Below are 17165 nucleotides of genomic sequence, written 5' to 3'. Positions count from 1 at the left end.
CATCAACCGGAGACAGCCATGACCAGCATCCTGAAAGACCGAAAACTGCCGCTTGAAAAACTGAGATGGACTCTTGCCCCAGAAGAACTCCCATTCACCACCACTGCCGAACTTTCCCCTGAAAATGAAATCATCGGCCAATGCCGAGGCGTTGAAGCCTTCCGCTTCGGAATGGGCATGGGCCTCAAAGGCTACAATATTTTCGTGACCGGCCCAGCGAACACCGGAAAGCAGGCCACGGTAAAAAAAATGATCGCCGAACTCTCAAAATCAGATAAAAGCCCTGATGATTTACTTTACGTTAATAATTTTAAAGCGACTGAGTCCCCTATCCTGATCCATATGCCAGCCGGGGAAGGTGCGGTTTTCAAAAAGAACATCCATGATTTTCTTGAGGGTATCAAACGTGAAGTACCGCAGCTTTTCGAAAGCCAGGAATACATTGCCCGCAAGAATGAAATCATCGAGATGCACGAAAAACAGACCCGTGAATTCTTTCAAGGCGTGGAAGACAAAGTTAAGGATTCCGGACTGGTTATCGTGAATATGCAAATGGGGCAGTTCCAACGCCCGGATGTTGTTCCACTGGTGGATGGAGAACCGATACGCATGATCCAGTTGGAGGAAAAGGTTGATAAAGGCCGCTTCCCCCGCGATGAATTTGAAAGACTTAAAGAAAAGCAGAAGGAACTCAAAGAAGAGATCGACAACATCCTTGCGCAGGTCCGTAAGCTGCAAAAAGAAGTAAAGAAAAAGAGCGATGACGTGGACAAACTCATGTTCATGACACTCGCACAGGACCTGATCGCTCCACTCAAGGAAAAGTATACCGAACCCAAGATACTAAAATATTTTGATGACATGCTGGAGGAAATGAGCAACGACCTCGATTCCCTGCGCATGATCGGCAGGAAACCGCATGCAGCAGAAGGCGGCATGATGTTCATGCCACCGCAAGCCGAGGCTATCCTGCACCCCTATCAGATCAACCTGTTGGTGGATAACGCTGAGCAGAACAGCCCTCCGGTAATATTCGAAGCCTACCCCACCTACCGAAACCTGTTCGGTTCCATTGAGCGGGTCATGGACAGGCACGGAGGCTGGCGCACAGACTTCACCAAAATTAAAGCCGGATCATTCATCAAGGCCAACGGCGGGTATCTGGTCATCAACCTCATGGACGCCATTGTGGAACCGGGTGTCTGGCCCACTTTGAAACGTTCCCTGAAAACTGAGAAAATCGAAATCCAGACCTTCGACCCCTACTACTTTATATCCTCCACCGGGCTGAAGCCGGAACCGATCGATATGGATGTTAAGGTGGTAGTGCTCGGCGATCCCCATCTCTACCAGCTGCTGCGTCATTATGATCCTGATGTACCCAGAATTTTCAAAGTCCGAGCCGACTTTGAAACTTCCATGGACCGGAACGTGGACGCTATTAATTCCGTCTCCAACTTCATCAGCCGCATGGTTGAAAAAGACGAACTCATGCCCTTTGACAGGACGGGGGTGGCCGCTATCATCGAGCAGGCAGTGCGCATGTCCGGTCGTCAGGAAAAAATCACTACCGCATTTCCGCTGTTGGCCGACCTGCTGGGAGAAGCGAGTTACTACGCTGCCCGTAACGGTTCCACCGCAGTTGAATCAAAACATGTCGATCAGGCCCTTGATGCCCACCGCAAACGTTCGAACCAGACTGAAGAACGTCTGCAGGAACTGATTGACCGCGGCAGCATCTATCTTGATACCGACGGAGCAGTAATCGGACAGGTCAACGGACTGGCTGTCTATTCCATGGGCGACTACTCTTTCGGTAAGCCTTCACGTATTACCGCTGTTACCGCCATGGGTAAGGGCGGAATTATTAACATCGAGCGCGAAGCCGATATGTCCGGCCCGACCCATAATAAAGGTATATTCATCCTTTCCGGCTTCCTGCGCCGCCAATTCGCACAGGACAAGCCGCTCTCGCTGACCGCAAGTCTTGCCTTTGAGCAGAACTACGGCGGAATTGACGGAGACTCGGCCTCATCCACCGAATTGTACGCCCTGCTCTCCTCCTTGGCAGAAGTACCCCTCCGTCAGGACATCGCTGTCACCGGATCGGTGAACCAGAAAGGTGAAGTTCAACCCATCGGTGGAGTCAACCAGAAGGTTGAAGGTTTCTACCTCTGCTGCAAACATGCCGGACTGACCGGTAATCAGGGCGTCATGATCCCTGAGCCGAACGTTAAGGACCTCATGTTGCGTAAGGAAGTTGTGGAAGCAGTCAAGGAAGGAAAGTTCCATATCTGGTCGGTGGAAAACATCGAGCAGGGAATCGAAATCCTGACCGGAATTCCGGCTGGCGAAAAGGATGCTGAATCCAAGTTCCCCGAAGATTCCATCTACGGCATGGCCGACGCAAGACTCATCGAACTGGCGGAAGGACTCAAGAACTTCGGCGCAAGCGATGATGAAAAAGATGAAAATAAAAAAGGCATTGGCGGAAGCTGCGGATGCGGTAAATAAAAAGACTTACCCAAAACACATAAAAGACATAAACCCCGGCGATATCATTAAAGATATTGCCGGGGTTATTTATTCGGTATGCAATTAAACCGTTATGCGTTTCGCAGTTCCTCAATCAGGGCTGAGAGCTGTTCACCAAGGTTCATCAACTCTTCAACTGCGGTTGCGGACTCGCGCATGGCCTGAGCATTGTCATTAGCGATGAGATTAACCTCATCGATTCCGCGGTTTATCTGTTCACTGGCTGCGGACTGCTCTTCAGAAGCGGTTGCGATGCTGCGAACCTGCTCGGCTGTTTCTTCAACAGTATTCACAATGCTTTCCAGAGCTTCCCCGGCCTTGCTTGCGAACTCGGTGCTCTGTTCAACTTCACCTGCCGCACGAGACATGCCTTCAATATTATCGCGGGTTCCTTTCTGGATGGCATTAATAAATCTACCAACCTGACCAGTGGCATCCATGGTCTTTTCTGCCAGCTTACGGACTTCATCGGCAACGACAGCAAAACCGCGTCCGGCTTCACCTGCCCGGGCTGCTTCGATTGCTGCGTTCAGAGCCAGAAGGTTGGTCTGGTCGGCAATATCAGTAATCACATTCATAATCTGCCCGATACCTTCAGCCTGTTCACCAAGCTTGCCAAGTCCGGTTTCCATTTCAACAGTCATTTCCTGAACACGATTAATACGATTCACAACGTCATTTACAATTTCACCGCCGTTTTCAGCTTCAGATTTAGCATTATCTGCCAAATCTGCTGCCTGCCCGGCATTACGGGCGACTTCCATGACACTGGCATTCATCTGCTCCATAGCGGTTGCGGACTCGGCTGTTCGCTCACGCTGACTCTCTGAACCACGGCTGGACTCATCAATCTGAGCGGTCAATTCCTGAGTAGCACTGGAAACCTGCGAAACAATGCCGGAAAGTCTCTCTGCTGCCTGCAACATGCCTTCACGCTTGGCAGTCTCAGCTTCAGCTCGGGCTTCATCAGCCTCTTTAAGTGCTACTTGAGCCTTATCAGTCTGCTCCTGGGCCTCTTCCCTCATTTTATCAGCGTTGGATATGTTCTCCACAAGTGAAACAAGCATGTCCCGCAAAGAAATGTTTAAATCATACAACTCACCACCGAACATTCTCTCATCAAGTCGGACATCGAAATTACCACCCGCAACTTCTTTTGCGGCATCGGTAATTACAACAATAGGCTTGGAAATGGAGCGGGCAACGAAGAAGATTGCAATCAGGACCAAAATCAGGGCAACACATCCGATTACCAGTAAATCAAAATTCAGTGCAGTTGCATCGGCAAGGATCTTATCCATCGGAGCGGAAACTACAAGATACCAGCTTTGACCGGTTCCAGTAAATTTGATGGGAACGTATTGGGCCATTGAAACATCGCCGGTGGCGGCAGAAACACGGATTTCCTGAAACCCCTCACCACCGCGCATGGCAGATTTCAATCCTTGTTCATCTTCAAATTTAGCGACATCGAACATATTCTTTCCGATTATGTCCGCCGAGGGATGATAAAAAATGCTGCCATCAGAAGACATGAGCGCAACGTACCCGGTTCCGTAAGGACTGATACTTGCGAGCATCTCATTAACTTTGTCAATCGGGAGGTCAGCACAAACCACCCCTTTGAAAACCCCCTCAGATATGATCGGCGAGCACAGGCTGACCATCTTTATTTCTTTTCCACCTACATTATAAGAATAAGGAGGGGTGATGTATGTTTTGAGCCGCTGTTTGGGAATCTGGTAGTAATCTCCATCGCCGGGAGTATCGTACCCAACCAGAGGCTCAACTTTAATAGTTCCTCCATCGCGGTAGATATATGGAACAAAGCGACCTGAACTATCATGGAACTCTTTACCGGCATATTCACTGTCTTTACCATCAAAAGCATCAGGCTCCCATGCAATGCAGGCCCCGACCACTGCCGGATTACTCTTCACAAGACTCTTGAACATTGAAATGACCATTGCCCGGTCCATCAAAACATCATCATTGTTCAACCCGGCAAAAAGATTCGCTACGGCTTCAACCTCATGTTGTGTTTCTGCTATGTATTCATATACTTTTGCGCCATATTCATTGGCAAGCGCTGTAACCTCCCGGCGTGCGACACTTTCAATCGCATCAGAGCTTTTCGAAGTTGCAAAATACTCTATCCCCAACAAGGTTGTCGCCATCAAGACAGCGACTGGCAGCATAATCTTATAAACCATTTTAAGATTATTAAAAAAAATCATACACTCTCCTTTAATCAAGAAAACCTAAAAATAACCTCCACCTAGCATAGTCTCACATAGCAACTCACAAACAAAGAATAAACAAAAATATCAATATTACTGCTAAAAACTTTTCATTTATCAAAAAAAAGCCCCGCCCTTAAAAAAGGCGAGGCATAAACTGATAATAGTGATGAACTGGAGAGGGTAATTCTGATTACAAAATCCCGGACACTCCCTTGACCTTCTTCAACGCAACAGTCAGCACCCAGCAGCTGAATGTAGAAACCAGCAATAAAAGAGGAGCCTTGATAAACGGCGAGGCTTCCACTCCGACCAGGTAATAAGCTCCGTAATAGACTGCCAGAGAATGGAAAAGATATATTCCGTATGAACTGGCGGAGAATGATCTCCAGAAACCGTTCGAACTGTTCACATAAGACTTGAATAGAGCAGTCCCGGTCATAAGCACGCTATAGGCAAAAACGTTGAAACCGAGGGCATTCCCGAGTTGCACAGGAAATTCACCACCCCGTGTAGCCATCATGCCCTTGAAAGTCAGATAAAAAACAGCTGACACAACTGCAACAATCAACCATGGCAAAGCTTTCGGCGTGTACCCCTGCCGAGTAAACCAGTTTCGCTTCCAAGCAAGGATACCGAGCCAGAAATAAAGCAGGTACACAAAAAACCTCAGAGGCTGAAAAACGAGCAGGTAATAGTCGGATATCCATGTATCAACAGGATAGAACTGATTCATTCCCAAAAAAAAGCCCGCTGCAACAGAGATGTACAGAATGGGGAACAAGGGAGAAGGATTGCGGCTTTTCCGCGGAGGAGTCTGCAAACTGGGTAAAAACCTGTAACAGATGCTGAGCATTAAATAAAAAACGGTCAGCAGCCCCAGAAACCAGAACACGGACTGGCTGTACATGGAACCCCAGAACTGACCGGACCAGAAATCCAGATAACCGGGAGCCTTTCCGCGCGAAAGCAGGATCATGTACATGGCTGGGGGCGAGAGGAAAAGCACTCCAAGTACCCAAGGAATAATAATCCGTTTAAATTTACCGATCCAGAATCCGGGCAGACCATGTTTCTGCAAAGACGGCAGGGCAAAGTATCCGGCCAGAAAAAACATTACGGCCATGATGGGTACATCTATAAGCATGACCGCATAGGTAAAGAACATGCTTTGGGCCGGATCAATTACAAACCACCACGCAGGGGCAAACTTCATATAGCAAAGCGAAACATGCAGCACCACGACCAGCAAAATGACCACAGCCCGCAGGTTATCCAGAAAGTACATACGTTGATTCATAGCAGTTACACCTTTTCGTTATTCACGTGAGTAACAGACTGTTTTTTATGCTTCCACAGGGACTAAGTCAAACTTAACAACCCAATAAAAGGCACTCCCCAGCTACAAAAAAGGCCGGAGGAATCTCCCCCGGCCCTGATTTCAACTTATCCGGCCCGCTGTTATGAATTGCGCAGTTCTTCAATAAGAGCGGTCAGTTCTTCACCAAGACGCATGAGTTCTTCAACTGCTGTTGTTGATTCACGCATGGCCTGAGCATTGTCGTTGGCAATAAGGTTAACTTCCTCAATACCACGGTTGATCTGTTCACTGGCTGCGGACTGTTCTTCAGAAGCAGTTGCGATACTGCGAACCTGACCAGCTGTTTCCTCAACAATCTCGACGATACCCATCAGAGCATCCCCAGCCTTGTTGGCAGACTCGGTGCTGGCAGAGACCTCGGCTGCAGCCTTGGTCATGCCATCAATGTTTTCACGGGTTCCACTCTGGATGGCAGAAATAAAATCACCGACTTCCTTGGTGGCATCCATGGTCTTTTCAGCAAGCTTGCGGACCTCATCAGCAACTACGGCAAAACCACGTCCGGCCTCTCCGGCACGTGCAGCCTCAATTGCAGCATTCAAAGCCAGCAGGTTGGTCTGATCGGCAATATCAGTGATAACATTCATTATCTTACCGATTCCGTCGGCCTGTTCACCCAGTGTACCCAGACCTTTTTCCATCTCAACGGTCATTGCCTGAACACGGTTGATGTGTGTGACAACATCGTTGACAATAGTCCCGCCTTTCTCAGCTTCACCACGTGCATTATCAGCAGAATCTGCTGCTTCGGCAGCACTGCGGGCAACTTCCATGACACTGGCGTTCATCTGTTCCATGGCTGTTGCAGATTCGGAAGTGCGCTCACGCTGGGTTTCAGAACCCCGGCTGGATTCATCAATCTGGGCGGTAAGTTCCTGACTGGCACTAGCCACCTGCGAAACAATTCCTGCCAAATGATCAGCAGCCTGCAGCATACCTTCACGCTTGGCATTTTCCGCCTGGGCACGTGCTTCGTCAGCTTCTTTGAGTGCAAGCTGGGCTTTTTCGGTCTGCTCTTTAGCCTGCTCCGCCATTTGTTCAGATTTGGAAATATTCTCAACCAGACCGGTCAGCATATCACTCAGAGCTGTATTGAGCTCCAGAAGTTCACCGCCGAACATAGACTCATCAAGACGCACGTCCATCTTGCCCCCGGCAACTTCTCTTGCGGCATCAGCCAGAACCCCGATAGGTTTCGAAATGGAACGGGCGACAAAATAGATGGCCAGCATGACCAGCAGGAGGGCAACCCCACCCATGACCAAAAGATCTCGAGTGAGAGTATGCGCATCGGCCAGAATTTTATCCAAGGGAGCACTTACAGCCAGATACCAACGCTGCCCACTATCCTTGAATTCAATAGGGACATACTGAATCATAGACCTCTGCCCGTTAGCAGCAGCTACACGTATTTCAAAGAAAGATTCCCCGTCCTGCAGCGCCCGACGCAGATTGGTCTTGTTTACAGACTCGTCAACATCGAACATATTTTTACCGATGCGTTCTTCAGACGGATGATAAATAAAGTCTCCATCTTGCATCATCAGCCATGCGTAGCCTGTTTCATAAGGACGTATTCTGGAGACAATATTACTGATGTTTGTAATGGGCATATCCACACAGACAACACCAAGCGGACGGCCATCAAGCATGATAGGCGCTCCGATGGTAGTCAGCATTAGCCTTTTGCCATCAACATCATAAGGATACGGCGGTGTAATGTATGTCTTGCGCCTTTCAATCGGCTTCAAATAATAATCGCCGTCCCCGGGAACAAAATATTCTGCAAGGGGAACAACTTCTATACCGCCGCCGGCACGGAAAACATAGGGAATATGACGACCGGTTTTGTCATGCAACTCAGTGTTTGCATACTCGGCATCACGACCGTCAAAAGCATTAGGTTCCCAGGCGTTACTACCGCCGATGAAGTTATCATCACCCTTTATAAGGCCGATCAGCATGGAAATAGCGTCTTTCCTGCTTAAATCAATATTTTCACGCCTGAACTGTGCAAAGGTACTGGCCAACCCCTCGGCCTGCCCCTGAGCATGAGTCATATAGTTAAGAATCAGGCCGCTGTACTCACCGGCAAGAGCAGAAATCTCTTTCTTTGCAACCTTTTCAATAGCTTTCGAGCTGCTGTCGGTTGCGAAAATTTCCATACTGCCTACAGTAATCAGGAGCAATGCTCCTATCGGCAGCATGATCTTGTACATCATCCGTAAATTTTTATACCATCTCATTCTAGGCACCACCTTAATTAAGTTATAAATGGTCCCCTCACGATACCCCATGAGGTTGTTATTTTCATTTTCGTTCCATGTCAACTTTTGATACTTTACGACGTATATGGCATATAAAACTGCTTTTTATGCAAATATACATGCTATTTATTAATTATATACATGCGTTGCATAATTATTCACCCGACTAAAAATACATGCAAGCCACCAAGGATATACCATGACTACAAGAAAAATTGCCATCGTCGCAGCCATGGAGCAGGAAGCTCAAGCAATCTGCCCTGCCCCAAAAAATGAAACCATCGGAAAATTCGCAGCCCTAAGCGGAAAACTCTCAAATGGAGCCGGTTACCGCTGTATCGTCTCCGGCATAGGGATAGCACGGGCTGCAGAAGCTGCGGCCCTGCTTTGTGCAGAGAAACCGGACCTGCTGCTCAGCATCGGAGTTTCCGGCGGTCTGGCTCCGGGCATTGATACCGGATGCCTCATCGCAGCGACAGCTATCCATTCCGACATTGCAGATTTCGATTCGTGGCATGAAGCAGATAGTGATGCAAAACTGCGCAGTGAGCTGATCTCAGCCTGCGGAAAAATTCAATGCGGCAAACTAATAACCGCAACAGAACCAGTCCTCACACCGCAGGATAAACTTTTCATGTTTGAACGCACCGGGGCAATGGCTGTCGACATGGAGTCTATAGCTGTTGCTAAGGCCGCAAAACAGGCGGGAATCCCTTTCAGCTGCATCAGGGCCATCAGCGACGACGCCAAACGTGGCATTCCTGAAGAGTCTCTGGCAGGAGTTGATGAAAGCGGTAAAACACAGCTTGGCCCGATTCTGAAAGCAATCGTGAAAAAACCCGGTCTGATTCTTGAGCTTATCCCTATGGGGCGTGATTATTCCAAGGCTTTGAAAGCACTGGGGCGGATATTCAAATAAGCACCATATCTGTGGTGCTATTTTAGCCCGCCGGACTTTACATATCTAAACAATTCTTTACCTTGACTCGCATTGCATGCACATATAAATATAGACAAAACTATTGTACGGAGACCCCAATGAAAAGAATTTACGTTCTTGTTTTGCTTCTGCTTACAATCACGTGCACAGGATGTGTTGAAAAAAAAATTGCCGTCAAAAACACGTTTTGCTCCACGCAAGCACCGGCCCTGAGTGTAACAATGCCGGAGGATGTACAATTCATTGGTGAAACTTCCAGCTATGCACATAAATCAAGCATCAAAAGATATTATTATGCAGCAGAGAACGAGACCCACCATGCTGACAGGATCAGTATTTTCGAAACCCTGACAATACCGCGAGGATACTATTGGCAGCCTAAACACCTACCCGTTGGAATAGGACCGCACACTAACATCTACACCAAGGATGTTGACGGGGAGCCTTATTACTGCCGCCTGTTTTTGACTACTCCCGAAGATGAATTGTATGATGAATTTAGCAACGAATTCGCAATAAGAATCCCCGATGTTGCAGATGTTATGGTCTGCACCAAACTCATATCAAGCACTAAAAAAATCATGTTTGCTTACATACGCGAAACGGATACCGATAAACTCGATGGCGTATTCGATTACAAACGGTACAATCCCAACGCCATGACCAGCGAACAGACTCATTACTTCAATGACGTTGACGAAGAGTTGTCTTCGGAATTCATCATGAATAAATTTCAGGATAGCGATCTGAACTAATCGTTTTTAACCATAAAAAAAGGCCCGTTGAAGCAAACTTCAACGGGCCTTTTTAATTGTCTGAATTACTTAACACTGACACCCTTAAGGGCCAGCAGTGCTCCTTTGATGGGACGCCTTACGGAATCGGCTACCGCAGTGGGTTCGAAACCGCAGTGAACCATGCAATTTGCGCAGCGGGGATCGTTACCCACGCCGAATTTATCCCAATCGGTCTGCTCCATGAGTTCCTTGTAGGAGGAAACGAAACCGTCTTCAAGCAGGTAGCAGGGACGCTGCCAGCCGTGAACGGAACGGCAGGGGTTACCCCACGGGGAGCATTTATAATCCGGCTGGTTTCCGGCAAGGAAATCGAGATAGAAACTACTATGGCTGAAATCCCAATTCTTGTTCTTGCCGATGGTGAAAATTTCACGGAAAAGCTTTTCACTCTGCGGGCGGGTCAGGAATGCATCCTGATCTTCGGCAGCTTCGTAGCTGAATGCAGATGAAAGGGTCATACCGTCAACTTTGAGGTCCATGAGAAAATCAAAGAAATCAGCTGCTTTTTCGGCAGTCTGTCCACCGAACAGGGTGGTGTTGGTGTTCACACGGAACCCCTTGGACTTCAGCAGCTTGATGGTACGCACAGCGGAATCAAAAACGCCCTGCTTGCAGACAACCTTGTCATGAACTTCTGCCGGTCCGTCCAGATGAAGGTTGAAAGTCAGGTAAGGGCTGGGCTTGAACTCATGGATACGCTCGGGCATGAGGATGCCGTTGGTGCAGAGGTATACGAATTTCTTACGCTTAATCAGTTCGCTGACGATGATCGGGATTTCCGGGTGCAGCAGAGGCTCACCACCGGGAATGGAAACGATAGGTGCGCCGCACTCTTCCACCGCCGCGACACATTCATCAACGGAAAGACGCTTATTGAGGATTTCCGGCGGCTGGTTGACTTTACCGCAGCCCTTGCAGCGCAGGTTGCACTGGAAAAGGGGTTCGAGCATAAGCACCAGCGGGTAATGCTTGTTACCCTTCAAAGTCTGGGTGAGAATGTACTTGCCGAGTCTAGCTACTTGAATTGCGGGAATTGCCAAGGTCTTAACCTCTTTTCCGCCACGTGGGGACGGGTTTTATTATTCACCGGCCTTTTTGCCTGCACAGGCTTTAGCCAGCTTTTTATAAAAATCAACTTTTAATAATTTGTCACTGAAGCCATCAGCACTTTGAGCTTTTCCATACTGAACACAGGCTTCCTCCGTCTCATCATCTTCCAGCAGAGCGGAAGCAAGCCCGAGACGGTTCAATGCGAAGTCCGACGCGACCTCAACGGCCTTTTCATAATGCTCCAAAGATTTATCCATATCTCCGATGCTGATCGGCGCGGAAGGTGCTTTCAAATAAAGTTCGCCCAGAAAACGATCCGGGCCTCCGCGGTCTAACTCCGGGGAAAATCTGGAAGCTTTGAGTGCTTCTTGCTCCATCAGAGGGACAAGGTCAATCCCCTTCATGGGAGCAAGCTGAGCCTCTTTAGCAATTAAATAAGCCAAAAGATAGTGTCCCAGACCTGATTGGGGATTTTTATCCAGAAATTTCTTCAGCCGGACCTGAGAAGATTTCGCATAATCAGCGGAACAGACCACCCCACTTTCCAGCAGCCATGACGAACATGCAGCCCCCTGCAGGATATCCTTATCCTTCACTGAACCGGAAAGGACCTCAGCCTGAGCAGGAGAACATGATTTCCAGAGTATTACACCATCGGCATCATATTCATATAGCGGCAGCCCGGACGTAGCCGAACATCCGCAAAGCATAACCAGCAGAACAACCAGCAGGACAGGAATGCGTAAAGTCTTCATTAGTGCAGAACCTTATCAGCAGGATTGAAGCCGGAAGTCTGCAACAGTTTAAGCAGTCCTTTTGCTTCGGGGTCTTTGTTCATATCAAGCAACACGCCCTGTAAACGCAAAGAATCATCGTTCGTCTTACCGAACCAGACCACAGGACTGGTCGGAAGCTCCGGGGAAGTATAAATAACCTTGGTATTGGCGTAACGGTCCGAATCCTTGATCACAGAATACTGGACTGCATCAAGCACCACTCCGGCAATTTTCCCTTTATTAACCTTGCGGAGCATGCGCAATGCCTTGTGTGTTCCTTCTGCGTTAATGTCCGCACCTTTGGTTCCTTGAAACAGGATTTCCATCCCCTTAGGGGTATAAAGCATGGAACCGTAAACAGTACCCTTCACACTCTCCGGATTATCCATCCCAGCTGCGGGAACAATTAAACGCCACACATCTTTTTTCATACCCTGTGGTAGAGTTGAAGCTACCGGAATCATGCTGAAATCGTTTTTGTAGGATTCAAAAAAAGTCAGCCCGGCAATTGCCCATGCAGGAGTCCCCCTGCTAAGAGCATCAAGGGTCGCTTTCAGATCGTTGTAATAAACACCTTGAACATTTTCACCCAGCTTGGCGGAAAGGTATTTTGCCAGTTCATCCATCACCGGCTGGGCATCAGCAGTACTACCCGGCTGACCGGGCTGGATAATGGCAAAATCAAACCTACCTGCAGATGCAACCGAACTGAGCGCAAGCACCATAATAAATGCGCATACAATAACTCTTCTGAACATAAACTACTTCCCTTTAATCCTTTCAATCAGTCTGAATACTGCGGGCAGAACCACCATACACCCCACAAGGCAGGTAGCAGATCCGGTGACCATGATACCCCCAAGGGAGGCGAGCCCTCTATGGTGGGCCAAAAGCAGCCCGCCAAAACCGATCATGGTGGTACAGAAACTAAGCCCGACCGCCACAGGAGTGCTGGTATAGTACAACCGTTCTCCTTGGGAGAGCTCTTTCCAACGAGCCAGAAAATGAACACCGCCGTCAACACCGATAGCTATAAGCACAGGAATAGCAAAGAAATTGGCTAAATTGAAGCTCAACCCGGTAATACCCATGATCTCCAACAGCCAGAATATCCCGGCAAAAAGCGGCACAAGGGTCAACAACACGTAGCTGATGCTGAATGAGCTTAAGAACAGGATCAGCGAAACCAGAAGAATGGTCAGCCCTGCGGCCTCCAAAAAAGTCTCGCGCATGAGCAGGGAAGATTCATAAACCACCACCGGAACCCCGGTAACTTCGGGGTCAATATTGCGCAGATCAGCCACAAATCCGGTCAATTCATCAAAATCCCAAACATTGCCCACCGGGGAGACCTTGACCATGAAACGGCCGTCCTTACCGACATAAAGTGATCGCAGTTGTCCGGGCAGATCATCTGGAGTGACGGACTGAACCTCAAGAATTTCCTTGAGCCAGGCAAAGGAGCTGGAAAGTTCACTGATCATGCGCTCCTGAAGCGGGGTCAAATTGACTCCTTCTGCCGGATTTTTATCCAGAATATCCAGACACATCTCCGCACGGTCAATAATTACCGAAACCTGCTCCAACTCCTCTTTAGCTCCGGCGGAAAAAAGTTTTTCCTCCAGATTTTCAAGGGCATCAATCAGGTTTTCAAGTCCGGCAATAACATCTGCCGGAACAAGCGATGAATTGCGTACTTCGAAATTAAGACCCTGCAATGCAGTTGCTTCACCGCGCAGAATTTCCGCTTTCTCTCTTTGTCCTTCAGGCAGAAAATCAAGAATGGAATCAATGCGCCCCACAGACGGAATTTCTTTCAAACGCCCGATCAAAGCTTTAACAGACTCAAGATCCGGGCAGGTCATGACCGCGAACCATGTGGATTCATCGGATTCATTGATCAACACATGCTCGTATTCAACGGACTCGAGGCCTTTCGCCTGCAACTCAAGCAGGTTATAGTTGAACCCGGCCTTCTGGAATCCGGGGAAAGCCAGTGCGGTCAGTGCTGCGAAGACTAACAGGACAGTCACCGGACGGGAAATAACCTTTTCCATGAACGGCATGGTCGCCATGCGCGGACGAGAAGAAGGAAACCAGTTGCGCCGTCCGGCAATGAGCATCGCGGAAGGCAGCACGGTAAGCATTGAAATCAGGCAGAAGATAATCCCTGTTCCGCCGACCAAACCCAGCTCGGCAAGTCCGACAAACTCCTGTCCCAGAACGGCGTAGAATGCGCAGACCGAAGTCAGACCGCCAAGCAACACACCGGGACCGGTATGAATTAAAGCTTCTTCAACAGCTTCATCCGGGGTCATACCCGAATCGGAAGCCTCTACATAGCGCATGACAATATGGATACCGAAATCCACCCCGATACCGACAAGAACAAGAGCGAAAACGATAGAGAGCAGGTTCAGGCTGCCCAGCGTGACCAGAGTAAAACCGAAGGTCCACGCCATAGCGCAAAAAAGCGAACACATGACCAGCATGGGCCGCAACCAGCCATGCAGGATAAACATGAACAAAAGCCCGACCACCACAACGGAAATGACAGCCGCAATGGTCATATCCTGATCCGTAGTGTGCATCTCATCAGCGGAAAGCACCGGGCGTCCGGTAAGTCCGGCTTCAACTTCCGGATACTGCGTCCGCACTTCTTCAAGTGAAGAGCGTACAAAATTAAGTGACGGCCCGATCACATCCATAGCCCCGAAATCTTTCTTGGGCAGGATGCGCATGATCAGCAGTTTACCGTTGTCAGTGAAAAAATAATGGATTCCGGCTTTGTCGAGGTCAAACACCGGTTCACCCATTTTTTCAAGATCGGGACCGGACACAAGCGATGTCTCCATCTCGGAAACCACTTTATCCAACGCTTCCATGAACGGTCCGAACATTTCAGGATTGGCTCCGCCGTCCTCATTGCCCTTTTCGCCATTCAGAAGTCCGGCGGTCATATTCAGAAAACGGGACAAACCCGGCTTCTCGAACCACTCCCGGCCCAAGGGACCGAAATCACGGGCAAGAGCGACAAATTGGCGCAATTCATCCGGGGAGGCAAACATGAGCACTCCCGGTCCCATATCACGGGCGGACATGGCGTAGTGCACTTCCCTGACCAGATCAGGATGTTTCGTAAGCTTATCGGCAAGCGTACCTGCAAACTTAGAAGCCTTGACCTTGCCTTCTTCAGTCCCTCCGGTCTTGATGACCACGAACATATATTCCTGATCGCCGAAATTTCTAATCTGCTCGATATTGCGTTTCTGGAAAGGAAGTTCATGAGAAATAAGGTTGTCCTGATCGCTGTCCAGCTTCAGCCAGAGAGCGGATGAACCGGCACAGACCGTGGCGAGCAGCACAGCACAAACAACGACGGCAACAGGTGCTTTACGGACCAGCTTCCAGATAGAACGGATTATCTTTTCCAGTACATTGTAGAAAATATTCATTAAAATATGCCCGCTGCGGATTAAATAACAGGGGTCTTTTTTAGTGGCAGATAATTAAAGGAGGCAAACCATGCATATTTGTACAGTCTGCCTCCCATAAATTCCACGTATTTCGATCTTCGCCTGCAGGCGGGACAGCTATGAAGTCTTTGCGGTGCGTATGCCGAGATCCTTAACGGTTTTCCATGCCGATCCGGTGATCTTATGCGCTTCTTTGAGCACATCATCCATAGCGCCGAGGAATTTATCGACATCATCGTCATTAATCATCAGCGGGGGCAGGATTTTAACAGTATCAAGACCGTGTCCGGCAACCTGACTGAGGATATTGTGTTTTTCCAGCAGCGGCATGGTGATCATCTGACAGAAAAGGTCATCATTCATTTTATGCAGCAACTTCCAGCTGGCTTTAAGAGCCATGGACTTGGGTTCGCCGAACTGCATACCGACCATAAGCCCCTTTGCACGAACCTCGGTCAGCATCTCATACTTATCGGCAAGTTTCTGCAGACCTTCTTCAATGCGCGCGCCCATTCTGGCAGCGTTCTCCACCAGATTCTCCTTCTCGAGAATCTCAATTGTTGCCAACCCGGCCGCCATAGCCAGATCATTCTGCCCAAAGGTATTGGAGTGGGCAAAGCAGCGTTCCATGGAATCGAATATCTTACCGTGAATTTCACGGGTAGTGATGATCGCGCCGACGGGAATGTAACCGCCGGAAAGGGCCTTGGAGATAACCAGAATATCAGGCTTCACGCCCCAGTGGTCAACAGCGAACATCTTCCCGGTACGGCCCATGCCGCACTGAACTTCATCGGCAATCATGTAGGTTCCATATTTATTGCAAAGTTCGCGCACGCCTTGGAGGTAACCGTCTTCAGGGACAAAAACACCCTTGCCCTGCACAGTTTCAAAAATAAAAGCGCCCACGTCGCCGCCTTTCAGCGCATATTCCAACGCCTCAAGATCATTGAAAGGCACAGGTACGCAGTCAGGAAGCAAAGGTTCATTGCGATCCCTGAATTCAGGGTTCGCATTGACGGAGAGGGAACCGAGGGTCAGCCCATGGAATGCGTGGTGACAATGAACCAGCTTGTGCTTGCCACTGGCCTGACGGGCGAATTTAAGTGCACCTTCCACGCCTTCTGTACCTGAGTTGGTAAAAAAGACAGCTTCAAGATCACCGGGAGCAAGCTCAGCCAGCTTTTCAGCCAGCATGCCGGACATGACACCGAGATCCATCTGCACGATGCTGGCGGTTTTCTCATCCATCACTTCCTTAAGCACATCAGCCACATAAGGATGGTTACGCCCGATATTATAAACACCGAACCCTGACAAAAAATCAAGGACCTTGACGCCCTTGGCATCGGTCAGGTAGGCGCCTTGGGAAGAAACATAGTTGCGGTCGTATCCGATAACTTCAAGAACCCGCACAAACTGGGGGTTAACATATTTGCGGTGCAGCTCGTAGGCTTCCGCCATTCTATTTCTGTATTTCTTTACAATCTCAGAACTCATACTATCAGGCTCCAATTTATTCCAAAATTAACTGCGAAATTTATTTTCGGGGAAAATACCCCCCTTCCCCCTTGCGGTCAATGGGTTATCAGCTTGTTCACCCAAAACTGTCCCATTGCCAAATGAAAGGATGAAATGTAATATAAACAAGTTAAATCGTGGAAGAATCAACATGGTCATAAAGACTATGAAATATTTGGAGG

General features: G+C 48.8%; 11 protein-coding genes. 3 read left to right on the top strand and 8 right to left on the bottom strand.

Features of this window, described 5'->3' with window-relative positions; genetic code table 11:
• Positions 1-18 precede the first annotated feature (18 nt).
• The gene (locus tag ACNI29_RS13625; protein ID WP_419778916.1) at positions 19-2514 is read left to right on the top strand and encodes a Lon protease family protein; all 2496 of its coding nucleotides are present in this window, start codon (positions 19-21) and stop codon (positions 2512-2514) included.
• Positions 2515-2606: 92 nt separating this feature from the next.
• Here ACNI29_RS13625 and ACNI29_RS13620 read toward each other — a convergent pair whose 3' ends face one another.
• The 3 genes from ACNI29_RS13620 to ACNI29_RS13610 all read right to left on the bottom strand — a co-directional run bounded on the left by ACNI29_RS13620 (position 2607) and on the right by ACNI29_RS13610 (position 8402).
• Positions 2607-4772, bottom strand: coding sequence for a methyl-accepting chemotaxis protein (locus ACNI29_RS13620; RefSeq protein ID WP_419778915.1), 2166 nt, complete (start codon positions 4770-4772; stop codon positions 2607-2609).
• Positions 4773-4968: 196 nt separating this feature from the next.
• Positions 4969-6075: an acyltransferase family protein gene (locus tag ACNI29_RS13615; protein WP_419778914.1), complete on the bottom strand. Its 1107-nt coding sequence runs from the start codon at positions 6073-6075 to the stop codon at positions 4969-4971.
• 161 nt (positions 6076-6236) lie between these two features.
• Complete coding sequence (locus tag ACNI29_RS13610; RefSeq protein ID WP_419778913.1) at positions 6237-8402, bottom strand: methyl-accepting chemotaxis protein; 2166 nt, start codon at positions 8400-8402, stop codon at positions 6237-6239.
• Positions 8403-8622: 220 nt separating this feature from the next.
• On the opposite strand from ACNI29_RS13610, the gene ACNI29_RS13605 reads away from it, so the two are divergent.
• Together ACNI29_RS13605 and ACNI29_RS13600 are read left to right on the top strand one after the other, a co-directional pair.
• Complete coding sequence (locus tag ACNI29_RS13605; protein ID WP_419778912.1) at positions 8623-9342, top strand: phosphorylase family protein; 720 nt, start codon at positions 8623-8625, stop codon at positions 9340-9342.
• 119 nt (positions 9343-9461) lie between these two features.
• Positions 9462-10118, top strand: a complete 657-nt coding sequence (locus tag ACNI29_RS13600; RefSeq protein WP_419778911.1) for a hypothetical protein — start codon at positions 9462-9464, stop codon at positions 10116-10118.
• A gap of 65 nt (positions 10119-10183) precedes the next feature.
• Here the strand turns inward: ACNI29_RS13600 and hpnH are convergent, their stop codons facing one another.
• The 5 genes from hpnH to ACNI29_RS13575 form a co-directional block, all read right to left on the bottom strand.
• The gene (hpnH, locus tag ACNI29_RS13595; protein ID WP_419778910.1) at positions 10184-11200 is read right to left on the bottom strand and encodes an adenosyl-hopene transferase HpnH; all 1017 of its coding nucleotides are present in this window, start codon (positions 11198-11200) and stop codon (positions 10184-10186) included.
• 39 nt (positions 11201-11239) lie between these two features.
• Positions 11240-11965: a tetratricopeptide repeat protein gene (locus ACNI29_RS13590; protein WP_419778909.1), complete on the bottom strand. Its 726-nt coding sequence runs from the start codon at positions 11963-11965 to the stop codon at positions 11240-11242.
• A complete protein-coding gene (locus ACNI29_RS13585; RefSeq protein ID WP_419778908.1) occupies positions 11965-12744 on the bottom strand; it encodes a phosphate/phosphite/phosphonate ABC transporter substrate-binding protein in 780 nt (259 codons plus the stop codon). The genes ACNI29_RS13590 and ACNI29_RS13585 overlap by 1 nt, the downstream gene beginning before the upstream one ends.
• Before the next feature lie 3 nt (positions 12745-12747).
• On the bottom strand, positions 12748-15441 hold the full coding sequence (locus ACNI29_RS13580) for an MMPL family transporter (RefSeq protein WP_419778907.1): 2694 nt from the start codon (positions 15439-15441) through the stop codon (positions 12748-12750).
• 138 nt (positions 15442-15579) lie between these two features.
• Positions 15580-16962, bottom strand: a complete 1383-nt coding sequence (locus ACNI29_RS13575) for an aspartate aminotransferase family protein (RefSeq protein ID WP_419778906.1) — start codon at positions 16960-16962, stop codon at positions 15580-15582.
• Positions 16963-17165: the final 203 nt, after the last annotated feature.

The organism is Maridesulfovibrio spiralis (SeqCode) (assembly GCF_048571135.1).
GTDB classification, from domain to species: Bacteria; Desulfobacterota; Desulfovibrionia; order Desulfovibrionales; family Desulfovibrionaceae; genus Maridesulfovibrio; species Maridesulfovibrio spiralis.
This window is presented reverse-complemented; position numbering and strand designations above follow the sequence as displayed.